A 21091-nucleotide genomic window follows, 5' to 3' on the forward strand; every position below is an offset into this window, starting at 1 on the left:
AAAAAACGGTTCAGTCGAGGCTGCCGCCGGGCAGGTTGGCAGTGCCGGGAGCGGCACGTAGTATCCGAAGCTGATGTTGCCTTTTGGTTAAAGGCCGGTACCGACAGAAAAACAACAATTCAAAGGCAGGGGCCATGGACCAACCCAGCAACCGCATCCTCATCGTCGAAGACGACCAGCGCCTGGCCGAGCTCACCGCCGAATACCTGCAGGCCAACGGCTATGAAGTCGCCGTGGAGGGCGATGGCGCACGCGCTGCCCGCCGTATCGTCGACAGTCAGCCGGACCTGGTGATTCTCGACCTGATGCTGCCCGGCGAAGATGGCCTGAGCATCTGCCGACGCGTGCGTGGTCAGTACCCCGGCCCGATTCTGATGCTGACTGCCCGAAGCGACGAACTTGATCAGGTTCAGGGCCTGGACCTGGGCGCCGACGACTATGTGTGCAAGCCGGTGCGCCCGCGTTTGCTGCTGGCGCGGATTCAGGCGCTGCTGCGGCGCAGCGAAAGCCCGGACAACAAGCGCCACGACCTGGCCTTCGGCCCGCTGCGCATCGACAACCGCCTGCGCGAAGCCTGGCTCGACGCGCAGCAGATCGACCTCACCGGTGCTGAATTCGACCTGCTCTGGCTGCTGGCCAGCAACGCCGGGCGGGTGCTGTCGCGCGAGCAGATATTCACCGCATTGCGCGGGGTCGGCTACGACGGCCAGGACCGCTCCATCGACGTGCGCATTTCCAGGATTCGCCCCAAGATTGGCGATGACCCGATCCACCCGCGGCTGATCAAGACACTGCGCAGCAAGGGCTACCTGTTCGTCGGCGATGCTCCATGAACCACTCGATCTTCCTGCGCATCTACGGCGGCATGCTGGCCGTGCTGGTGCTGGTGGCATTGCTCGGCGTGCTCAGCTTGCACCTGGTCAACGAGGTGCGCGCAGCCCAGCACCGCGAGCGCCTGGCCCAGGGCACGTTCAGCCTGATGGCCGACAACCTGGCGCAGCAGAACGACACAGAGCGCAAGCGCTCGCTGCTGATGTGGGAGCGCTTGCTGGGCGTGCCGCTGACGTTGCAGCCGATGTCGGCCCGCTCGCTGGAGGGGGGGCAGCGCGCGCGCCTGTACCGAGGGTTGGTGGTGGTGGAGAAGACCGGGCCGCACGCCGCCCAGGTGCTGCGCAAGGTTGGTCAGGAAGACCTGTTGCTGGTGGCTCAGGTCAAGCAGGTCAGCGAGCAACTGGCGCGTGCCACGCTTTATCTGCTGGCCGATGAGCTGGTGCGCTACCCGGTGACCGAGCAACAGCAGCGCCTGGCAGAAATAACCCAGAGCAAGGGCTTCGGCTTCGGCGTCGCCCTGCAGCGTATCGAGCGGGTCGGCCTGGACGATGACCAGCGGCGCCGGGTGGAGGAGGGCGACACGGTAATGGCGCTGGGCCGCGACGGTGATTCGATCCGCGTGTTCGCCGGCCTGCCAGGCTCGCCCCTGGTGCTGGAGATCGGCCCGCTGTATCAGCTCAACCCCTATCCGCCGCAGTTGCTGATCCTGATTGCCTTCCTCGGCCTGTGCCTGATCGGCCTGGTAGTGTACTTGCTGGTGCGTCAGCTGGAGCGGCGCGTGTCGGGCATGGCAATCGCCGCCACACGCATCGCCCAGGGCAGCCTGGACACGCGTGTGCCGGCCGGTGATGCCGATTCGGTGGGGCGCCTGGCCGCTGCGTTCAATGGCATGGCCGAGCACCTGCAGCGCTCGCTGAGCATGCAGCGCGAACTGGTGCGCGCGGTGTCCCACGAACTGCGCACCCCCGTGGCACGCCTGCGCTTTGGCCTGGAGATGATCGAAAGCGCGACCACCGAGCAGGCCCGCGCCAAGCACCTGGCCGGCATGGATGGCGATATCCAGGACCTGGACAAGCTGGTCGACGAGATGCTGACCTACGCTCGCCTGGAGCAGGGAGCCCCGGCATTGAAGTTCCAGCGTGTCGAGCTGGATGCCTTGTTCGACCGGGTGATCGAAGAGCTGGCGCCACTCAACAGCAAGGTCCGCCTGGTGCGCGGGGTGTGCCAGGGCAACGACGGTTGCTGGGTCGAGGCCGAACCGCGTTACCTGCACCGTGCGCTGCAGAACCTGGTCAGCAATGCCCTGCGCCATGCCGGGAGTGAAGTGCGCCTGAGCTATCAGCTGGGCCAGCAGCGTTGCCGTATCGATGTGGAGGACGATGGCCCGGGTATCCCTGAAGGTGTCTGGGATCGCATCTTCACCCCCTTCACCCGGCTCGACGACAGCCGCACCCGCGCTTCCGGTGGGCATGGCCTGGGCCTGTCGATCGTGCGGCGGATCATCTACTGGCACGCTGGCCGCGCCACCGTGGGGCGCAGCGAGGCGCTGGGTGGGGCCTGCTTCAGCCTCAACTGGCCGCGCGAGCAGGCGCCGCAGTAGGGCTCAGATGCTTATCAGGCTGAGCAGGTGGCCGTCTTGCAGGCAGAACTGGCCTTCGACCTCGGCGCCGTGTCGCCACTCGGGCGACAGGTCGGTGAGCAGGCGCAGCCGTGCCAGGCCATCGCTGGACCATTCCAGCAACTCGGCATGCTCGAAATAGAAGCGCTTGCGGGTCACTGGGTAGAGAGTCTTGAACAGGCTTTCCTTCAGCGAGAAGGTCAGGGTGACCGTAAGACCCAGCTGGCTGCGGTCCAGCCGGCCGAGCTCGCCTGGTGTCAGGATTTCACCCATCAAGCGTTCGGCGCGTTCGTCATCCAGTAGCGCTTCCTGGTCCAGTCCCAGGCCGCGGCATTCGCCATCGGCGGCCACCACGGCGGCGGCCCAGCCTTTGCCGTGAGTGATCGAGCCATGGATGCCGGCGGGCCAGATCGGAGAGCGATCTTCATGGGTGCCGGGGACGTAGTCGCGACCATCCAGGCGCTGCAGCGCAGCACGGGCGCAGACTCGCCCGGCCAGGTATTCCGCCTGGCGCTTGGCCACCGAGCGCTGCAGGCTGGCGCTGGGCACGATGCCAGCGCGCTGGAAGTCATCGGCGGCCAGATGGGCGGGGTCGAAGGCACAACTGACAAGCACCGCACCGGGCAGCGAGCGGGGCAGGGGCCAGTGGTGCTGGAGCGTGGCGCAGCAGGCGGGGAGGCTGTTCATGGTGGCTATTGTGCCAGCCGTGAGTCCTGTATGGGAGATGGGGGCCATAAAGCGGCCCCGGCGACCTTTACTTGAACACTTGCTTGAAGAACGCCTGCATGTCCGCCCAGGAGCTCTTGTCCGCGGCCTCGTTGTAGCCAATATCCGGCCCGCCATGTTCGCCATGGCTCAGCCGGTCCGCATCCGGGTTGGTGAACCCATGCTTGGCTCCGGGGATACTGACGAACTGGTAGTCGACCTTGGCTGCGTCCATTTCTTTCTTGAATGCGTCCACCTGCTGCGGGGTGACCATGCTGTCGGCCTCACCGTGTTCGACCAGCAAGTGGGCCCGCACAACGCCTGGCTGGGTGACCGGTGTCTGGGTGGCCAGCGCGCCATGGAAGCTCACCACGCCATCAAGCCTGGCACCGCGCCGTGCGGCATCGAGCACCACCTTGCCGCCGAAGCAGTAACCCACCGCGCCAAGCTTGTGCCTGTTGGTGTAGGGCTGTTTCTTCAACAGGTCCAGTCCGGCGTCGAAGCGCTTGGCCGATGCCTCCGGATCCTTGCTCGCCTCGGCCATGAATGCCTGGGCGTCCTGCGGATGCTCGGTGTGCTTGCCTTCGCCATACATGTCGATGGCCAGCGCGCTGTAGCCCAGCGCGGCGAGGTCGCGGGCACGGCGTTTGGCATAGGCGTTCAGCCCCCACCACTCATGCACCACCAGCACGCCAGGGCGCTCGCCCTTCACGGCGTCATCGTAGGCGTAATAGCCGATCAGCGCGGTGCCGTCGGCATCTTGGTATCGGATCTCGCGGGTCTGTACTGCCGCCTGGGCGAGAGCGGCGCTGCACATCAGGGTAAGGGCCAGCAGGGCGCGCATGTTCACTACTCCTTGTTTTGCCGACAAATCGTTCAGCCGCGGTTCAGTCAGGGTTCAGCCGCGGTTCAGGGCACCCTGCTTACTCTAGCTTCCAGACCGCAACAGTGCCTTTAACTGGAGTACCGCGCCATGAAAACCTTCAATTCCTTGCTCGCCGCCATGGCCGTCTGCGCCGCTGGCATGACCTCCGCCCAGGCAGCGGAGGAAAACTTCGCCAGCCTGACCTACGGCCAGACCAGCGACAAGGTGCGCAAGTCCGGCTTGCTGCAGAGCAACACTGGCCACCTCAACGCCGACGGCATCATCGGCAAGGATGACACTTGGGGTGTGCGTCTGGGCCGGATCAACGACCAGGGCCGCTACTACATGACCTACGACAATGTCTCGGGCGACCACAGCGGCCTCAAGCTGCGCCAGGAGAACCTGCTGGGCAGCTATGATCTGTTCCTGCCGGTGGGCGATACCACCAAGCTGTTCGGCGGTGGCAGCCTGGGCATGACCAAGCTGACCCAGGATTCGCCAGGGGCCAGCCGTGATACCGACTACGGTTATGCAGTGGGCCTGCAGGCCGGTGTGATTCAAGAAATCACCGACAATGCTTCGATGGAGCTGGGTTACCGCTATCTGCGCACCAATGCCGCGACCGAGGTAGGCGCCAGCGGTGGGCCGAAAGAAGGCACCTTGCGCCTGACCAGCAGTGCACAAACCTATCTGGCAGCAACTTACAAGTTCTGACCGGCGAGCCGGGTTATCCTGTAACGGCCTTTTCACGGGTGGACCCGCTCCCACAGGGACTGCACACGTTTCGAAGACTGTGCGATCCCTGTGGAAGCGGGTTTATCGAGGCGTCGAACCGCCGCGAAAAGGCCTGTACAGGCAACACATCAAGAGGAGCCTTGAATGAAACTGCTGGTGGTCGAGGACGAAGCCCTGCTGCGGCACCACCTCTACACACGCCTGGGCGAAAGCGGCCATGTGGTCGAAGCCGTGGCCGATGCCGAAGAAGCCCTGTACCAGTCCGAACACTTCCATTTCGACCTGGCCATCGTCGACCTTGGCCTGCCTGGGGTCAGCGGCCTTGAACTGATCGGCCGCCTGCGCAGCCAGGGCAAGTCGTTCCCCATCCTCATTCTCACCGCCCGCGGCAACTGGCAGGACAAGGTCGAAGGTTTGGCCACCGGTGCTGACGACTATCTGGTCAAGCCGTTCCAGTTCGAGGAACTCGAGGCGCGCCTGAACGCCTTGCTGCGCCGCTCCAGTGGTTTCACTCAGTCGACCATCGCCGCTGGCCCCCTGGTCCTTGACCTCAACCGCAAGCAGGCGACCCTGGACGAGCACCCGCTGGCGCTGACCGCCTACGAGTACCGCATCCTCGAATACCTCATGCGTCATCACCAGCAGGTGGTGGCCAAGGACCGCCTGATGGAGCAGCTCTACCCCGGCGACGAGGAGCGTGACCCCAATGTCATCGAAGTGCTGGTCGGCCGCCTGCGCCGCAAGCTCGAGGGCGAGAGCGGTTTCAAACCGATCGACACGGTGCGCGGCCTGGGTTATCTGTTCACCGAGCGCTGCCGATGATCCGCTCGCTGCGGGTACGCCTGATGCTCGCGGCGGCCGTGCTGGCGCTGCTGTTCATGCTGGCGCTGCTGCCGGCCTTGCAGAAGGCCTTCAGCCTGGCCCTGCAGGAGTCGATCGAGCAGCGCCTGGCCTCGGATGTGACCACGCTGATATCCGCCGCGCGCATCGAGCATGGCCAACTGCAGATGCCCGACCTGCTTCCGGACGAGCGCTACAACCTGCCGTACACCGGCCTGCTGGGTTACATCTTCGACCGCGACGGCAACCTGGTCTGGCACTCGCGCGCCACCGCCGACCGGCACATCAATTACCGCCCGCGCTACGACGGGCGCGGCAATGAATTCGCCCGTATCCACCAAGGCGATGGCGAAGAGTTCTTCGTCTATGACGTCGAGATCAAGCTGCTCGGCGGCCAGAGCGCAGCCTTCAGTATTGTGGCGCTGCAGCCGGTGAGTGAGTACAAGGCAACGCTCAGTGGGCTGCGCGAAAAGCTCTACCTGGGTTTTGGCGCTGCCCTGCTGGCCCTGCTGGCGCTGCTTTGGGCTGGCCTGACGTGGGGGCTGCGCTCGTTGCGACGGTTGAGCGTCGAGCTGGATGAGGTGGAGTCTGGTGCCCGTGATGGCCTCAGTGGCGAGCACCCGCGAGAACTGCTGCGCCTCACCCGCTCGCTGAACCGGCTGTTACGCAGTGAGCGCGAGCAACGCGCGCGCTACCGGGATTCGCTGGGCGACCTTGCGCACAGCTTGAAGACACCGCTGGCCGTGTTGCAGGGTGTTGGCGAGAGCATGCAGCAACGTGACGGCGAGCGTGAGCAATCGCGGGTACTGCAAAGCCAGATCGAGCGCATGAGCCAGCAAATCGATTACCAGTTGCAGCGCGCCAGCATGCGCAAAAGTGGCTTGGTGCGCCATAGCGTGCCGTTGCTGCCGGTGCTGCAAAGCCTGTGCAGTACTTTGGCCAAGGTCTACCGCGACAAGCAGGTTGATGTCGATCTGCAGGTGCCTGAACAGTCGCGCGTGCCGATGGAGCGGGGCGCCTTGCTGGAATTGTTGGGCAATCTGCTGGAGAACGCCTACCGCCTGAGCCTCGGGCAGGTGCGGGTTGTATTGCAGGAAGAACCTGGGGTGCTGACGCTGTGTGTCGAAGATGACGGGCCGGGAGTGCCGGCTGACCAGCGTGAGCGGATTCTGGAGCGCGGCGAGCGACTGGACCGGCAGCACCCAGGGCAGGGGATTGGGCTGGCGGTGGTCAAGGACATCGTCGACAGCTACGACGCCGAGCTGACCCTGGGGGATTCTCCGTTGGGTGGCGCGGCGTTCCGCATCACCTTCCACCTTGACTGACCTGTAACCTGCACCGGCCGTTTCGCGGGCAAGCCCGCTCCCATGGGCGCCACACAAGATTCAGCATCTGTGGCGCCCCTGTGGCAGCGGGCTTGCCCGCGAAAGGTCCGGTGTTGGCAAAGACCAGGCAGGGCGGATTCCCGCCATAACCCTTGTACATTTCCCGCCACCGGGCGGAAATCCGCCACCCCTCCTCAGAAAATTCGCCCCGTCGTTGGGCATTTACACCCCGTAAACATTGCCTCTGCACCCAAGATGGGCATTTTGGCATCGCCCTTGCTATCTCACTTGGCAGAGGCCTGCCCAGGCAGCTCGAACACAACGACAAATCCCTCCAGGTGCAGGAGGGTTAGCGATTCAGGTGCCCAACCACCCTGGGAAGGGTGAAGCCGGCACACTTGAGGAAAATGAGCCATGACGACACGTCAGCCGCTGTACAAATCCCTGTATGTCCAGGTGTTGGTCGCCATCACCATCGGCATCCTGCTCGGCCACTTCTACCCCGAAACCGGCGTCGCCCTTAAGCCCTTGGGTGATGGTTTCGTCAAACTGATCAAGATGGTCATCGCGCCCATCATCTTCTGTACCGTGGTCAGCGGCATCGCCGGCATGCAGAGCATGAAGTCGGTCGGCAAGACTGGCGGCTACGCGCTGCTGTACTTTGAAATCGTCTCCACCATCGCCCTGATCATCGGCCTCGTGGTCGTCAACGTGGTCCAGCCGGGCGCTGGCATGCACATCGACGTCAGCACCCTGAACGCCAGCAGCGTGGCTGCCTACGCCGCCGCCGGCGCGCAGCAGACCACTGTCGGCTTCCTGCTCAACATCATCCCGAACACTGTGGTGGGTGCCTTCGCCAACGGCGACATCCTGCAAGTGCTGATGTTCTCGGTGATCTTCGGCTTCGCCCTGCACCGCCTGGGCAGCTACGGCAAGCCGGTACTGGACCTGATCGATCGCTTCGCCCACGTGATGTTCAACATCATCAACATGATCATGAAGCTGGCGCCGCTCGGTGCCTTCGGCGCCATGGCCTTCACCATCGGCCAGTACGGTGTGGGTTCGCTGGTGCAGCTGGGCTACCTGATGGCGTGTTTCTACATCACCTGCCTGCTGTTCGTGCTGGTGGTGCTGGGCGGTATCTGCCGTGCCCACGGCTTCAGTGTCCTCAAGCTGATCCGCTACATCCGTGAAGAGCTGATGATCGTGCTGGGTACTTCCTCCTCGGAGTCGGCCCTGCCACGCATGCTGGCCAAGATGGAGCGCCTGGGTGCCAAGAAGTCGGTCGTCGGCCTGGTGATCCCGACCGGTTACTCGTTCAACCTCGACGGTACCTCGATCTACCTGACCATGGCTGCGGTCTTCATCGCCCAGGCCACTGACACCCACATGGACATCACCCACCAGATCACCCTGCTGCTGGTGCTGCTGGTGGCTTCCAAGGGTGCCGCCGGCGTGACCGGTTCGGGCTTCATCGTCCTCGCCGCCACCCTGTCGGCCGTCGGCCACCTGCCGGTTGCCGGCCTGGCGCTGATCCTCGGTATCGACCGCTTCATGTCCGAAGCCCGTGCACTGACCAACCTGGTCGGCAACGCCGTGGCCACCGTGGTCGTGGCCAAGTGGGTGAAGGAGATGGACGACGACAAGCTGGCCTCCGAGCTGGCCTCCGGTGGCGCGCCGCTGGAAATGAACCTGCCTACCGATGACCTGGGTGTTGCAGAAACCCCGGTTCGTTGAGCCTGGCGCGGTAAAAAAGAAGGCGACCCTCGGGTCGCCTTTCTTGTGCCTGGCTATTTATTCGACGCGCGTTTCGCCGCTGTACACCAGGATTTCCCGGCAGCGCCGGCACAGGTAGCGCCGCCCTTGGCGCACCAGCTTGTGCCGCTGCGCGGTAAACGGGAAATCGCTCTGCGGGCAGGGGCAGCGGTAGATATAGCGGGTTACCACACGCCGCTGCACCTCATAGTTGTGGCAGCGGTTCGGGGGGAGTTCGTACACCCCGCGCATGATCAACTGCCATTCTTCGCCATGGGCCTGGATCCGCTCGCCAAACAGCTGATGGGCCACCAGGTGCGCCACTTCATGGGCGACGGTCTGGCGCAGGAAGTCGTCCTGGTTCTCGCGATACAGTTGCAGGTTGAAGCGCAGCAGGTTCTCGTGCAGGTGGGCGACGCCGGCTTTCTGGCCGCGCAGCTTGAAGCTGACTTCCGGGCGGGGGAAGGGGCGTTTGAAGAAGGCTTCGGCTTGCTGGTAACAGGTTTCGACGCGTTGTTTGAGCAGCTCGGGCATGGCGGGGTGGTTCTCCTGACCGGGCATTATGCCGCAAGCATGGCGCAGCTGCCGAGCCACCGGTCAGCAGGCAGACAAAGGCCGCCTTGCGGCGGCCTTTGCTTGATGCCCTATGTTGGCTGGATCTGATCTAGTTGGTGTACACGGGCCCCACGCCCAAACCCCAGATGATCACGGTTGCAGCCATGATCGCCACCAGAACCACGAGGCCCACCGCCAGCACCGAGCTGGAGAACAGGAAGCCTTCATCTGACGGTATGTTCATGAAGGTCGGCAAGCCGACATACAGCAGGTACACGGTGTAGCAAATGGCAGCGGTTCCCACCAGCATGCCCAGCCACAGGTGCGGATAGAGCGCCGCCAGGCCGCCGAGGAACAGCGGGGTAGCGGTGTAGGTGGCAAAGGCGATGCATTGCGCCATGGACGGGTTGGCGTCGTAGGTGCGGGCCATCCAGTGGATGAAAGCCCCCATGACCGCGACGCCGGCGAGCATCGCCAGGTAGGACATGATGCTCATCCAGATCGCGCTTTCCATGGTCAGCATCACTGCCGGCCGGCCGCCGATCACCCAGCCCACCTGGGTTGTGCCGATAAAGGCCGAAATGGCGGGAATCGCCGCCAAAATGAGCGTGTGCGTCAGGTACATGTGGCTGATGCTTTCTTCTTCGCCACGAATCTCCCGCCATTCCTGGTCGGGATGGGTAAACAGCCCCACAACGTGATGAATCATGCCGGTCACTCCTCTCTATGTTGCCAATCGCCCCCCACATGGAGCGCAAGCGGCCCGAGGCCAGGACACCGAAGCAGAACGGTAATGTGGCCTTATGTCGCAGTATAGGAAGCCAATCCCCGCACAAACCCCGCTTTTTAGAGCAAATTGCGCTGTCAGGGCCGTTGTTGATTCCCTTGAAGTCTTTATCGGAATCCCTACAGGTGAGCGTGGTTTGTGCGTAAAATAGCCGGCTTTTGTCACACCTCGCGGATCCAAGCGCTATGGGCACCCTCTCGGTCAATCAGAACAAACTGCAAAAACGCCTGCGTCGTCTCGCCGGCGAAGCCATCACCGACTACAACATGATCGAGGATGGCGACAAGGTCATGGTCTGCCTGTCCGGCGGCAAGGACAGCTACACCATGCTCGACGTTCTGTTGCACCTGCAGAAGGTGGCACCGATCAAGTTCGAGATCGTCGCGGTGAACATGGACCAGAAGCAGCCGGGCTTCCCTGAACATGTGCTGCCGGCCTATCTCAAAGAGCTGGGCGTCGAGTACCACATCGTCGAGAAGGACACCTACTCGGTGGTCAAGGAGCTGGTACCCGAGGGCAAGACCACCTGCTCGCTGTGCTCGCGCCTGCGCCGTGGCACCCTGTACACCTTCGCCGATGAAATCGGTGCGACCAAGATGGCCCTGGGGCATCACCGCGACGACATCGTCGAAACCTTCTTCCTCAACATGTTCTTCAATGGCGCGCTCAAGGGCATGCCGCCGAAGCTGCGTGCCGACGATGGCCGCAACGTGGTGATCCGCCCGCTGGCCTACTGCAGCGAGAAGGACATCCAGGCCTACTCGGACATGAAGGAATTCCCGATCATCCCGTGCAACCTCTGCGGCTCGCAGGAAAACCTGCAGCGCCAGGTGGTCAAGGACATGCTGGTGGAATGGGAGCGCAAGCACCCGGGCCGTACCGAGAGCATCTTCCGCGCCATGCAGAACGTGGCGCCCTCGCAGCTGGCCGACCGCAACCTGTTCGACTTCACCAGCCTGAAGATCGACGAGAATGCCACCCCTCGCTTCCTCGACGTGGTGAACATCTGAGGCCATGCGCGATTACCAGTGGCTGCACGAGTACTGCCTGAACCGCTTCGGCTCGGCCCAGGCGCTGGAAGCCTTCCTGCCGCAGCCGCGTACGCCGGCGCAGTTGCGCGAAATCGCTGATGACCGCTACCTGTCGACCTTGGCCCTGCGCGTGTTCCGCGCCGGGCTCAAGCACAGCCTGGTGGATGCCAAGTGGCCGGCGTTCGAGCAGGTATTCTTCGGCTTCGACCCGGAAAAGGTGGTGCTGATGGGCGCCGAGCACCTGGAGCGGCTGATGCATGACGAGCGCATCATCCGCCACCTGGGCAAGCTCAAGAGCGTACCGCGCAATGCGCAGATGATCCTCGACGTGGCGAAGGAGAAGGGCAGTTTCGGTGCGTTCATCGCCGACTGGCCGGTGACCGATATCGTCGGGCTGTGGAAGTACCTGGCCAAGCATGGCAACCAGCTGGGTGGGTTGTCGGCGCCGCGCTTCCTGCGCATGGTTGGCAAAGACACGTTCATCCCCACCGACGACATGGCCGCCGCGCTGATTGCCCAGAAGGTGATCGACAAGCAGCCGACCAGCCAGCGTGACCTGGCCCTGGTGCAGCAGGCGTTCAATCAGTGGCACGAGGAAAGCGGGCGACCGCTGTGCCAGTTGTCGGTGATGCTGGCGCATACCGTCAACCATTGAGTCCTGTCTGGACTCTTCGCGGGTAAACCCGCTCCCACAGGGACCGCGCCGCACTTGAGGTCTGTGCTGTACTTGTGGGAGCGGGTTTACCCGCGAAGAAGTTAACTCCCTTCGCCCGCCATGCGCCGTTCGAACTGGAACTTCCAGCGCACATACAGCAACCCGGCAATGAACAGCCCCAGGCTCACCAGCACTTCAACCCAGCCAAACACCGCACGCGCCGGATCGAACGCCGCCAGCACGCCCTTGATGAAATAGATATTCACCACGAAGCAGGTCCAGGCATGCGCCCGGGCGCTGCCCATCAGCATGCCCGGCAGCAGCAACAGCAGTGGCACCAGCTCGATCGCCAGGATCACTTCGACCCGCGCACCATGCAGGTTGGCGAACCACACATTGTTCACCACCAACAAGGCCATCAGGCCGAAGAACAGTGCCAGGCTCAACGCCCGCGTCAGGCGCAGGCGCGGCGCCAGCCATTCCAATGGCGGCAGCACCTTGGGCTTTTTAGCCACGCGCAGCCTCCAGGGCCTTGGCTGTGGTCGCCAGGCGTTGGCCAAGGGCACGGCACAAAGCGATTTCGTGTTGGTCCAGTTCACGCTTGCCATCGGCGCCGGCATGGTGGCTGGCGCCGTAAGGGGTGCCACCGCCACGGGTTTCCAGCAATGCCGATTCACTGTACGGCAGGCCCATCACCAGCATGCCGTGGTGCATCAGCGGCAGCATCATCGACAGCAGGGTAGTCTCCTGGCCGCCGTGCAGGCTGGCGGTGGAAGTAAACACGCCGGCCGGTTTGCCGACCAACTCGCCACCCAGCCACAGGCTGCTGGTGCCATCGAGGAAGTACTTCAGCGGTGCGGCCATGTTGCCGAAGCGGGTCGGGCTGCCCAGCACCAGGCCGGCGCAGTGGCGCAGGTCGTCGAGGGTGGCGTACAGCGCGCCGCTGGCCGGGATGTCCGGGGCGACTGCTTCGCATTCGGTGGAAATCGCCGGTACCGTGCGCAGGCGCGCTTCCATGCCGGCCAGTTCGATGCCGCGGGCAATGTGCCGGGCCATTTCGCTGGTCGAGCCGTGGCGGCTGTAATACAGCACCAGGATGTACGGCGCGCTCACGGCAGGATCTCCAGCACCTTCTCTGGCGGGCGGCCGATGACGGCTTTGTCACCGGCGATCAGGATCGGCCGTTCGATCAGCTTGGGGTGCTGGACCATGGCGTCGATCAGTTGCGTGTCGGTCAACGCCGGGTTGGCCAGGTCGAGGGCCTTGTATTCGTCTTCACCGCTGCGCAGCAGTTGGCGTGGAGCGATGCCCAGCTTGCCGAGCAGGGCCTTGAGCGTGGCGGCGTCGGGCGGGGTTTCGAGGTAGCGCACGATGGTCGGAGCCAGGCCGCGTTGTTCGAGCAGTTCCAGCGCGCCGCGGGATTTTGAGCAGCGCGGGTTATGATAGAGCGTCAAGTCAGTCATGTCGGGTCGCATCCAGCTGGGTGTGGCGGCTATTCTAACCGCAGCGACTGACCTATTTGCTTGAAACTTCGAGAAGGATTGACCCATGGCAAGGCGTCTGGCAGCAGTACTGGCCATCACCGCGAGCCTGTTGCTCGGTGGTTGCGGTGCCGATTACGGCGTGGACCAAGATGGCAAGACGGTAAAGGCGGAACAGATCGACGGGCACTGGGTAGTGCTCAATTACTGGGCCGAATGGTGCGGCCCGTGCCGAACCGAGGTACCTGAACTGAACCAGGCGGCCAAGCAGTGGGCGGCCGATGGTATCAAGGTGGTCGGGGTGAACTTCGATGGCCTGCAGGGCCCAGAGCTGAAACAGGCGGCCCAGGCCTTGGGCATCGGCTTCACCGTGCTGGCCCAGGACCCGGCAGAGCGCTATGACCTGCCACGCAGCGAGGCGCTGCCGGTTACCTACATCATCGACGACAAGGGCAAGGTGCGTGAGCAATTGATGGGCGAGCAAACCCTGGAAGGGTTGCAGGCCAAGATCAAGGCTCTGAAAGGCGCCTGATGCATTTGGGGCCGCTGTGCGGCCTCAAAGATCTTCAGCCTTCCTCAGGCCAGAAGCGCAGCGGCTTGCCTTCGGCCGGCCAGAAGCGCATCTGTTCGATGGGCGAAACGTCCCAGCGCTGCACGGTCTCCAGCGCCTGCAGGAAGTGCTTTTCCTGTTCCATCAACGCCGGTGCACACAGCTTGCGGGTCTTGCCGACCTTGCCGAAGCTCAGGTGCTCACCGTCCAGCGTATACGGCGCAAACCAGTGGTTGCAGCCGGCGTTGCCGTAGGCGCGACCATCGCTGGCCAGGGTCAGGGTCAGGTGGCTGTAGTCGATCAGCGGACGCTCGCCGATCCATTCCAGCACGTAGCTGCGTTCCTGCTGCAGCTTTGAAGGTTCGGCGGCACAGCCGAGCAGGCCGGTGGCAATCAGCGCGCCGGTCAGCAGATTCTTCACTCGGCGCTCTCCTGGCAACGCGGGCACAGGTGCTTGTCGCCACGGCTGGCCCAGCCCAGTTCGGCGATGCGGGCGCTGGCAGCCGGCTGACGGGCCGCCTTGCCGAGTTTGGCGTCGACGGCGAACTCGAAGTCCAGCACCGCGTCGCAGCTGTCGCACTCGACCTTCCAGGTGAGAATCTCCAGCTCGTTGAACACCGGGCCGCTGGCCACGGCAACCCACTGGCCGCGTGGGTTGATCAGGTGCCGTACGCTTTCCACGGTCAGGCGCATGGCCAGGTCCTTGCTGCCCTTGAGGGTCACGATCAGGACGTCGCCTTTGTGCATCGAGCCGCCGTTGCCGGTGACCTGATAACGGCCAGGAACCAGGGCACGGCACTCGATCAGGGTGTGTTGCGGGTTGAAAAGGGTGTAGCGGAAATCGTGTTCGACCATGGGTCCTCCAGAAATGCCGCGTATCCTAGCATCAACCGCTGACCAGATTCTGCGGATTACCCGCCGCCCAGCGGATGATGTTGTCCAGGGTGGTGGCGGCGATTGCGTCCAGTGCCTCACGGGTCAGGAATGCCTGGTGGGCGGTGATGATCACGTTGGGGAAGGTCAGCAGCCGTGCCAGCACATCATCCTGCAGTGGCAAGTCGGAACGGTCCTCGAAGAACAGTTGGGCTTCCTCTTCATAGACGTCCAGGCCCAGGTAGCCGAGCTGGCCGCTTTTCAGGGCGTCGATCAGTGCTGGGGTGTCGACCAGTGCACCGCGGCCGGTGTTGATCAGCATTGCGCCCGGCTGCAATTGGCTCAGGCTTTGCGCATTGATCAGGTGCCGGGTGTGGTCGGTCAGGGGGCAGTGCAGGCTGATGATCCGCGCCTCGCGCAGCAATTCGGGCAGGTCCAGGTAGCGGGCCCCCAGGGCCAGCAGCTCCGGGTTGGGGTAGGGGTCGTACGCCAGCAGCTGGCAGCCGAAACCGGCCATGATACGGGCGAAGGCAGCGCCGATCTGGCCCGTGCCGACCACGCCAACAGTCTTGCCATGCAGGTCGAAGCCGGTCAGCCCGTGCAGGGTGAAGTCACCTTCGCGGGTGCGGTTGTAGGCGCGGTGCAGGCGGCGGTTGAGCGCCAGGATCAGGGCCACGGCGTGCTCGGCCACGGCATGCGGCGAATAGGCCGGCACGCGCACCACCGCCAGGCCAAGGCGCTGCGCCGCCGCCAGGTCGACATGGTTGTAGCCGGCGGAGCGCAGGGCGATCAGCCGTGTGCCGCCATCGGCCAGGCGCTGCAGCACCTGGGCGTCGAGCTCATCGTTGATGAAGGCGCAGACGACCTCGTAGCCTTGCGCCAGGGCGGCAGTGTCGAGGGTCAGGCGGGTGGGCTGGAAGTGCAGGTCCAGGGCGCTGTCGCCAGTTGCCCGGGTGAAGCTTTCCTGGTCGTAGTGCTGGCTGCTGAACAACAGAACGCGCATGGTGAGGGGTTTCCTTTGTGGTGCATGTCTTGGGTTGTGTGGCGCCTGCGAGATCGAGCGCCGTCCGCACGGCGCATCGCGGATAAATCCGCTCCTACATTTGTTGCAACGTGGCCATGCCTGTAAGGCCATGGTTGTCAGCCATTTGTAGGGCTCAAGCCTTGCGCCAGGGCTGGCAACCATGGCGTAACCGCTTCGGCACGTTGCAAAAAATGTAGGAGCGGATTTATCCGCGATGCGCCGCGCGGGCGGCGCTCGATCTCACAGGCGCTAAAACGCTCAAATCAGGCACTCAACCGCGCCTGCGCCGCCAACCGGTTGATCGCCGCATCCAGTTCATCCAGCGCCTGCTGTGCCTGCGGGCTTTCCTGCTTGAGCAGGGTCTCGCTGCGCTGGCAGGCCGCGCGCAGCTGGGGCACGCCGCAATAACGCGAGGCACCGTTGAGCCGGTGCACCTGCTCGATCAGTGTCTCGCTGTCATCCGCCTCGCGTGCGGCGCGAATCGCCTGGCGGTCACTTTCCAGCGACGCCAGCAGCATGGCCAGCATGTCGGCAGCCAGGTCCGGCTTGCCGGCGGCCAGACGCAGGCCTTCGTCCGGGTCCAGCACCGGCAGCTCATGGCTGTCGCCATGCTGCTCGCTGGCCTGCTCCAGCGGCGACGCGCCCAGGCTCAACCCCGTCCATTTCATCACCACCTGGGCCAGCTGCCGTTCGCTGATCGGTTTGGTCAGGTAGTCGTCCATGCCGCTGTGCAACAGGGCGCGTTTCTCGTTGGCCATGGCATGTGCGGTCAGAGCGACGATCGGCAGCGGGCTGCCACTTTGGGTCTTTTCCCACAGACGGATCTGTTCGGTGCAGGCGCGCCCGTCCATGCCAGGCATCTGCACATCCATCAGCACCAGATCGAAGGGCTCCGCCTGCACCGCCTGTACGGCGGCATAGCCGTTGTCGACCGCCAGCACTTCGGCGCCCAGGTCTTCGAGCAGCGTCTGTACCAGCAGCAGGTTGGCTGCATTGTCGTCGACGCACAGTACCTTCGCCCGGCGCTGGTTGCTGTTGGCAAGCCCCGGCTCGGCCAGTGGCCGGCGCGGTTGCACAAGCTCCAGCAGCAGGCGGCGCAACTTGCGCGTGCAGGTCGGTTTGGACAGCAACTGACCATGGCTGTTAGGCAGGTAGGGGTGGTACAGCGCCTGCTCGGTGGTCGGGCACAGCACCACGCACTGGCAGCGCAAACGCTCCAGCTGCTGGTTGTACTGGCCAAGCTGCTCTGGCGAAAGCGTGCCCAGGTTGGCACCGAGCACTGCGAACTCGAACGGCATGCCGGCCTGGAAGCCCGCCTGCACACCCTGCAGCAACTGGTCGTAGGAGGCGAACAGGCTGACGCTCAGGCCGCAATCTTCGAGTTGATGCTCCAGGGCCTGGCGCGCCAGCTCATGGCCATCGACGATTGCCGCTCTGCGGCCGAGCAACGGTTGCAGCGATTGCGCCTCGATATCGTCATGAGCCTTGGGCAGGCTCAGGCTGATCCAGAACTGCGAGCCTTCCCCCGGCGTGCTGTCGACGCCGATCTCACCGCCCATCTGCTCGATCAGGCGCTTGGAAATCACCAACCCCAGGCCTGTACCACCGGGCTGGCGAGCCAGCGAGTTGTCTGCCTGGCTGAATGCCTGGAACAGGGTGCGCACGTCCTGCGGCGACAGGCCGATACCGGTGTCCTGCACGCTGATGCGCAACTGGGCGCTGTCTTCCTGTTCGTCATCGAGCATGGCCCGGACGACGATGGTGCCTTCACGGGTGAACTTGATTGCGTTGCTCACCAGGTTGGTGAGGATCTGCTTCAGCCGCAGCGGGTCACCGACCAGCGACGATGGCGTGTCGCGGTAGATCAGGCTGAGCAGTTCGAGCTGTTTGGCGTGGGCGGCGGGGGCGAGGATGGTCAGGGTGTCCTGAACCAGGTCGCGCAAGTTGAACGGGATGCTGTCGAGCACCAGCTTGCCGGCTTCGATCTTGGAGAAGTCGAGGATCTCGTTGATGATCCCCAGCAGGTTATCGGCAGACTTTTCGATGGTGCTCAGGTAGTCCAGCTGCCGTGGGGTCATCTCGCTCTTCTGCAGCAGGTGGGTGAAGCCAAGGATGCCATTGAGCGGGGTGCGGATTTCGTGGCTCATGTTGGCCAGGAACTCCGACTTGATGCGGCTGGCCTCCAGGGCCTCCTTGCGCGCCATGTCCAGCTCGATGTTCTGGATTTCGATGGTTTCGAGGTTCTGGCGGACATCCTCGGTGGCTTGGTCGATGCTGTGTTGCAGTTCCTCGTGGGCCCCGTGCAGGGTCTCGGCCATGCGGTTGATGCCGCGGGCCAGTTCGTCCAGTTCATGGCTGCCCAAGGCCGGCAGGCGTTCGTCGAGGTGGCCGTCCTTGAGCTGGTTGACCGCATGCTTGATGCGGGCGATCGGGTCATTGATGGTGCGGCTCATGCGCATTGCCAGCAGGCCGCTGAGGGCCAGGCAGGCGAGGATCAGCAGCACGCTGGTGAACAGGTTGCGATAGCCGCGCAGCAATGTGCCGTCGTGGGACAACTCGATCTCGACCCAGCCGAGCAGGCGCTCGGCCTCGGCCGGTACGGCATCGGTGGCCAGGTCGCGATGGTGGCCGAACACCGGCATCAGGTAGCGGGTAGCATCGTTGCCGGTGCGCTGCAGCAACTGCGTGCCGGTGCCGCCACTGGGGGCCTGGTTGATCATGCTCGGGCCGGCGTGGGCCAGACGGCTGCGGTCGGGGGCGAGGAAGGCCACTGCGCGCACGTCGGCCTGCTCCAGGGTCTGCGCGGCGATCCGCTCCAGCTGGGCAGGCGTCTGCCGTGCCAGGGCCGGTGCGGCCAGCGGTGCCAACTGCTCGGCGAGCATCTTGCCGCGCTGCAGCAGCTGGGTGCGCAACTCGTCTTGCTGCAGCCAGGTGAAATAGCTGCCCAGCACCAGCGCCATCAGGCTGGCCGGCAGCAGCGCCAGCAGCAGCACGCGGCTTCTGATTCCCAAACGATCGAGCACACTCGCCTCCTGTGATGTGCCTGGACGCCGTCGTCAGCGCGACGGAACAAAGCGGAAAGTTACTCCGCTGGCTGCGCTAATGCACTCTTTGCATGTCATTTCGTTACCTGGCCAAGGCGTTGGTCGCAGGGCGGTTGCCTGGACGGTGAGCATGCACAATAATTGCGCAACTGAGAATGGATGGCAGTTGCCAATGAATCCTGTAACTAATTACGCCTCCCGCATCCTGGCCATCGAGGACGATCCGGTCCTGGGTGCCTATCTGCACGAAGAGTTGCAGCGTGGCGGTTTTCATGTGACCTGGTGCCGCAATGGGCTGGAGGGCCTGGAGGCGGCCGGTCGGCAGGCTTTCGATGTGGTACTGATGGACATCCTGCTACCAGGCCTCAATGGCCTGGACGCCCTTGCACGGCTGCGTCAGCGCAGCGCCACGCCGGTCATCCTGATGTCGGCGCTGGGCGCCGAGGCCGATCGTATCAGCGGCTTCCAGCGTGGTGCCGACGACTACCTGCCCAAACCCTTCAGCATGGCCGAGCTGCAGGTGCGCATTGAAGCGATCCTGCGCCGGGTTGCCCTTGAGCGTCGTCATCTGCCTCCGCTGGAGGCTGCCGGAAGCGAGTTGCACTTCGACGAAGGGCTGTGTGATGTCAGCCTGGGTGGCCAGCCAGCCGGCATGACTCCCAGCGAATACCGCCTGTTCGACATCCTCTACCGCAATGCCGATGAAATGTTGAGCAAGCCCTTCCTTTACCAACAGGTGCTGCAACGTGGCTATTCGCGGCACGACCGCAGCCTCGACATGCACGTCAGCCAGATACGCCGCAAGCTCAAAGGTATTGGCTACCACGAGCGGCAGATCCGCACCGTGTGGGGCAAAGGGTACGTACTCAGCGTCGGCGAAGCGGAGTAAGCCATGCTTGATCGCCATTCGCTGTTCTGGAAGCTTGCCATCCTGCTGGTGGGCTTCTGCCTGTTGATGATTGGCCTGAGCTACACCTGGGGCCGGCATATGGAAACCCAGAACGCCTTTCTCGACGAGCCGGCCCGCCAGGTACTGCGCGACTATGCCAGCGAGGCAGAAAAAGCCTGGCGCGGCGGTGGGCGCGAGGGGCTGGACCGCTGGGTGGCGGCGATGCACCAGCGCGAACACGGCTGGGTCGGTGTGCTCGACCTCAACCTGCGGCCCCTCGACAGTGCCATGCTCGGCCCCGAGATCATGCAACGTCTCACCCGCCTGCGTGGTGTCGACTGGCCCATGAGCCGGCGCAGTGTCGACCAGCCGTGGTTGCGCATTCCGTTCCCCGGTGCGCCGGAGCAGGGCATGCTGGTGATCGAGCTGCCGCATCGGCTCAATCCTGGCCACTATCGGGTGTTCTGGCAGATCATCACCAATGGCATCATCCCCGGCCTGTTCACCTTGCTGCTGTGCGTCGGTCTGTACCGCATGTTGATCGTCCCGCTCAATCAGCTGCGCGAGCAGGCCAATGCCTGGCGTGCCGACCAGCTTTGCGCACGCCTGGATTCCCGTACCACGGCCCGGCACGACGAGCTGGGCGAACTGGCCCGTGCCTTCGATCAGATGGCCGAGCGGCTGCAAGGCACTGTGATGATGCAGCAGCAGTTGCTGCGCGACCTGTCCCATGAAATGCGCACTCCGCTCAGCCGTCTGCGCGTGGCCTGCGATGGCGAGACCGACCTTGCGCGTCTGCGTGAGCGCCTGAGCCGCGAAGTGGACGGCATGCAGCAGTTGGTCGAGAACACGCTGCAACTGGCCTGGCAGGATGCCGAACGGGCGCCGATGAACCTTGAGCCGATCCAGGTTCAGGCGCTGTGGGACCTGCTGAGCGAAGACGCCAGCTACGAAAGCGGCTGGTCGCCCGAGCGGTTGCGCTGCGAGCTGCCGGGTACTTGCTGGGTGCAGGGCAACCTCAATCACCTGGCCCAGGCCTTGGAGAACATACTGCGCAATGCCATCCGCCATTCGCCGGAAAACGGCCTGGTGCGACTCGGCGGGCAGCGCGAGGGCGGGTATTGGCGTTTGTGGCTGGAAGATGAGGGCGGTGGTGTGGCCGATGAGCATCTGGAGCGGATCTTTGCACCGTTCTCCCGGCTCGATGGCTCACGGCCGGGGGATGGCGGATTTGGCCTGGGGCTGAGCATTGCTCGCAGCGCCATTCAGCGCCAGGGCGGCACACTGTGGGCGGAGAATGGCAAGCGCGGGCTGCGCCTGTGCATGCGCTTGCCGACTCATGTGCCGGGCTCTTTGCCCCACAGGTACAACACTGTGCTTGAGAGCGGCGCTGTCCGTGTGGAAGCAGGCTTGCCCGCAAAGCAGGCGGCGCCGTTATAGCTTGTAGCTATAGCGACCACAGATTGCGTGATATGGCCAGAAGGGGTTTGCCGGTATGATAGGCACCCCTGCCGTCCGGATTGTGAAA

Annotated in this window: 22 protein-coding genes; 11 read left to right on the forward strand and 11 right to left on the reverse strand. The window is 64.0% G+C overall.

The window, feature by feature from the left end:
* The first annotated feature begins 134 nt into the window (after positions 1 to 134).
* Both BUQ73_RS04550 and BUQ73_RS04555 read left to right on the forward strand, forming a co-directional pair.
* Positions 135 to 833, forward strand: a complete 699-nt coding sequence (locus BUQ73_RS04550; protein WP_079226850.1) for a response regulator transcription factor — start codon at positions 135 to 137, stop codon at positions 831 to 833.
* The gene (locus BUQ73_RS04555; protein WP_079226851.1) at positions 830 to 2431 is read left to right on the forward strand and encodes an ATP-binding protein; all 1602 of its coding nucleotides are present in this window, start codon (positions 830 to 832) and stop codon (positions 2429 to 2431) included. The genes BUQ73_RS04550 and BUQ73_RS04555 overlap by 4 nt, the downstream gene beginning before the upstream one ends.
* A gap of 3 nt (positions 2432 to 2434) precedes the next feature.
* On the opposite strand, the gene BUQ73_RS04560 is transcribed toward BUQ73_RS04555, so the two are convergent.
* Positions 2435 to 3136 (reverse strand): 4'-phosphopantetheinyl transferase family protein, encoded by a 702-nt coding sequence (locus tag BUQ73_RS04560; RefSeq protein WP_079226852.1) that lies wholly within the window; start codon positions 3134 to 3136, stop codon positions 2435 to 2437.
* A gap of 67 nt (positions 3137 to 3203) precedes the next feature.
* The gene (locus tag BUQ73_RS04565) at positions 3204 to 3998 is read right to left on the reverse strand and encodes a dienelactone hydrolase family protein (protein ID WP_079226853.1); all 795 of its coding nucleotides are present in this window, start codon (positions 3996 to 3998) and stop codon (positions 3204 to 3206) included.
* Between the two features lie 129 nt (positions 3999 to 4127).
* On the opposite strand from BUQ73_RS04565, the gene BUQ73_RS04570 reads away from it, so the two are divergent.
* The 4 genes from BUQ73_RS04570 to BUQ73_RS04585 all read left to right on the forward strand — a co-directional run bounded on the left by BUQ73_RS04570 (position 4128) and on the right by BUQ73_RS04585 (position 8656).
* Positions 4128 to 4733 carry an outer membrane beta-barrel protein gene (locus tag BUQ73_RS04570; RefSeq protein WP_079226854.1) on the forward strand — a complete coding sequence of 202 codons (606 nt, stop codon included), beginning with the start codon at positions 4128 to 4130 and terminating at the stop codon, positions 4731 to 4733.
* A 165-nt stretch (positions 4734 to 4898) separates the two neighbouring features.
* Positions 4899 to 5576 (forward strand): response regulator, encoded by a 678-nt coding sequence (locus BUQ73_RS04575; RefSeq protein ID WP_079226855.1) that lies wholly within the window; start codon positions 4899 to 4901, stop codon positions 5574 to 5576.
* On the forward strand, positions 5573 to 6919 hold the full coding sequence (locus BUQ73_RS04580) for an ATP-binding protein (protein ID WP_079226856.1): 1347 nt from the start codon (positions 5573 to 5575) through the stop codon (positions 6917 to 6919). The genes BUQ73_RS04575 and BUQ73_RS04580 overlap by 4 nt, the downstream gene beginning before the upstream one ends.
* A 414-nt stretch (positions 6920 to 7333) precedes the next feature.
* Positions 7334 to 8656 (forward strand): dicarboxylate/amino acid:cation symporter, encoded by a 1323-nt coding sequence (locus BUQ73_RS04585; RefSeq protein WP_027918064.1) that lies wholly within the window; start codon positions 7334 to 7336, stop codon positions 8654 to 8656.
* 57 nt (positions 8657 to 8713) lie between these two features.
* Here BUQ73_RS04585 and BUQ73_RS04590 read toward each other — a convergent pair whose 3' ends face one another.
* Together BUQ73_RS04590 and BUQ73_RS04595 are read right to left on the reverse strand one after the other, a co-directional pair.
* Entirely contained in the window at positions 8714 to 9208 is a 495-nt protein-coding gene (locus tag BUQ73_RS04590) for a SprT family zinc-dependent metalloprotease (protein WP_079226857.1), read from the reverse strand.
* A 130-nt stretch (positions 9209 to 9338) separates the two neighbouring features.
* Positions 9339 to 9938 (reverse strand): Yip1 family protein, encoded by a 600-nt coding sequence (locus BUQ73_RS04595; RefSeq protein WP_027918066.1) that lies wholly within the window; start codon positions 9936 to 9938, stop codon positions 9339 to 9341.
* Positions 9939 to 10201: 263 nt separating this feature from the next.
* On the opposite strand from BUQ73_RS04595, the gene ttcA reads away from it, so the two are divergent.
* Positions 10202 to 11026: a tRNA 2-thiocytidine(32) synthetase TtcA gene (ttcA, locus tag BUQ73_RS04600; protein WP_027918067.1), complete on the forward strand. Its 825-nt coding sequence runs from the start codon at positions 10202 to 10204 to the stop codon at positions 11024 to 11026.
* 4 nt (positions 11027 to 11030) lie between these two features.
* Positions 11031 to 11702, forward strand: coding sequence for a DNA-3-methyladenine glycosylase I (locus BUQ73_RS04605; protein WP_027918068.1), 672 nt, complete (start codon positions 11031 to 11033; stop codon positions 11700 to 11702).
* Between the two features lie 101 nt (positions 11703 to 11803).
* On the opposite strand, the gene BUQ73_RS04610 is transcribed toward BUQ73_RS04605, so the two are convergent.
* From BUQ73_RS04610 to arsC, 3 genes are read right to left on the reverse strand one after another with little or no spacing between them, the layout of a single operon-like run.
* Entirely contained in the window at positions 11804 to 12217 is a 414-nt protein-coding gene (locus BUQ73_RS04610; protein WP_079226858.1) for a DUF2069 domain-containing protein, read from the reverse strand.
* Entirely contained in the window at positions 12210 to 12815 is a 606-nt protein-coding gene (gene wrbA, locus BUQ73_RS04615) for an NAD(P)H:quinone oxidoreductase (protein WP_016501124.1), read from the reverse strand. Before wrbA ends, BUQ73_RS04610 begins: the two co-directional genes overlap by 8 nt.
* Positions 12812 to 13165 (reverse strand): arsenate reductase (glutaredoxin), encoded by a 354-nt coding sequence (gene arsC / locus BUQ73_RS04620; protein ID WP_027918070.1) that lies wholly within the window; start codon positions 13163 to 13165, stop codon positions 12812 to 12814. The genes wrbA and arsC overlap by 4 nt, the downstream gene beginning before the upstream one ends.
* 85 nt (positions 13166 to 13250) lie before the next feature.
* Here arsC and BUQ73_RS04625 point away from each other — a divergent pair, with 85 nt between their 5' ends.
* Positions 13251 to 13715 carry a TlpA disulfide reductase family protein gene (locus BUQ73_RS04625; protein ID WP_079226859.1) on the forward strand — a complete coding sequence of 155 codons (465 nt, stop codon included), beginning with the start codon at positions 13251 to 13253 and terminating at the stop codon, positions 13713 to 13715.
* 34 nt (positions 13716 to 13749) lie between these two features.
* Here the strand turns inward: BUQ73_RS04625 and BUQ73_RS04630 are convergent, their stop codons facing one another.
* From BUQ73_RS04630 to BUQ73_RS04645, 4 genes are all read right to left on the reverse strand, one after another.
* On the reverse strand, positions 13750 to 14154 hold the full coding sequence (locus BUQ73_RS04630; protein WP_027918072.1) for an META domain-containing protein: 405 nt from the start codon (positions 14152 to 14154) through the stop codon (positions 13750 to 13752).
* Positions 14151 to 14588, reverse strand: a complete 438-nt coding sequence (locus BUQ73_RS04635; protein WP_079226860.1) for a hypothetical protein — start codon at positions 14586 to 14588, stop codon at positions 14151 to 14153. Before BUQ73_RS04635 ends, BUQ73_RS04630 begins: the two co-directional genes overlap by 4 nt.
* A gap of 31 nt (positions 14589 to 14619) precedes the next feature.
* Positions 14620 to 15609, reverse strand: coding sequence for a 2-hydroxyacid dehydrogenase (locus BUQ73_RS04640; RefSeq protein WP_079226861.1), 990 nt, complete (start codon positions 15607 to 15609; stop codon positions 14620 to 14622).
* A 284-nt stretch (positions 15610 to 15893) separates the two neighbouring features.
* Entirely contained in the window at positions 15894 to 18653 is a 2760-nt protein-coding gene (locus BUQ73_RS04645) for a response regulator (RefSeq protein ID WP_079226862.1), read from the reverse strand.
* A 193-nt stretch (positions 18654 to 18846) separates the two neighbouring features.
* Here BUQ73_RS04645 and BUQ73_RS04650 point away from each other — a divergent pair, with 193 nt between their 5' ends.
* Together BUQ73_RS04650 and BUQ73_RS04655 are read left to right on the forward strand one after the other, a co-directional pair.
* Positions 18847 to 19563 (forward strand): response regulator transcription factor, encoded by a 717-nt coding sequence (locus tag BUQ73_RS04650; RefSeq protein WP_079226863.1) that lies wholly within the window; start codon positions 18847 to 18849, stop codon positions 19561 to 19563.
* Between the two features lie 3 nt (positions 19564 to 19566).
* Entirely contained in the window at positions 19567 to 21003 is a 1437-nt protein-coding gene (locus BUQ73_RS04655) for a sensor histidine kinase (RefSeq protein WP_079226864.1), read from the forward strand.
* The last annotated feature ends 88 nt before the right edge of the window (positions 21004 to 21091 follow it).

It is taken from the genome of Pseudomonas putida (genome assembly GCF_002025705.1).
GTDB classification, from domain to species: domain Bacteria; phylum Pseudomonadota; class Gammaproteobacteria; order Pseudomonadales; family Pseudomonadaceae; genus Aquipseudomonas; species Aquipseudomonas putida_J.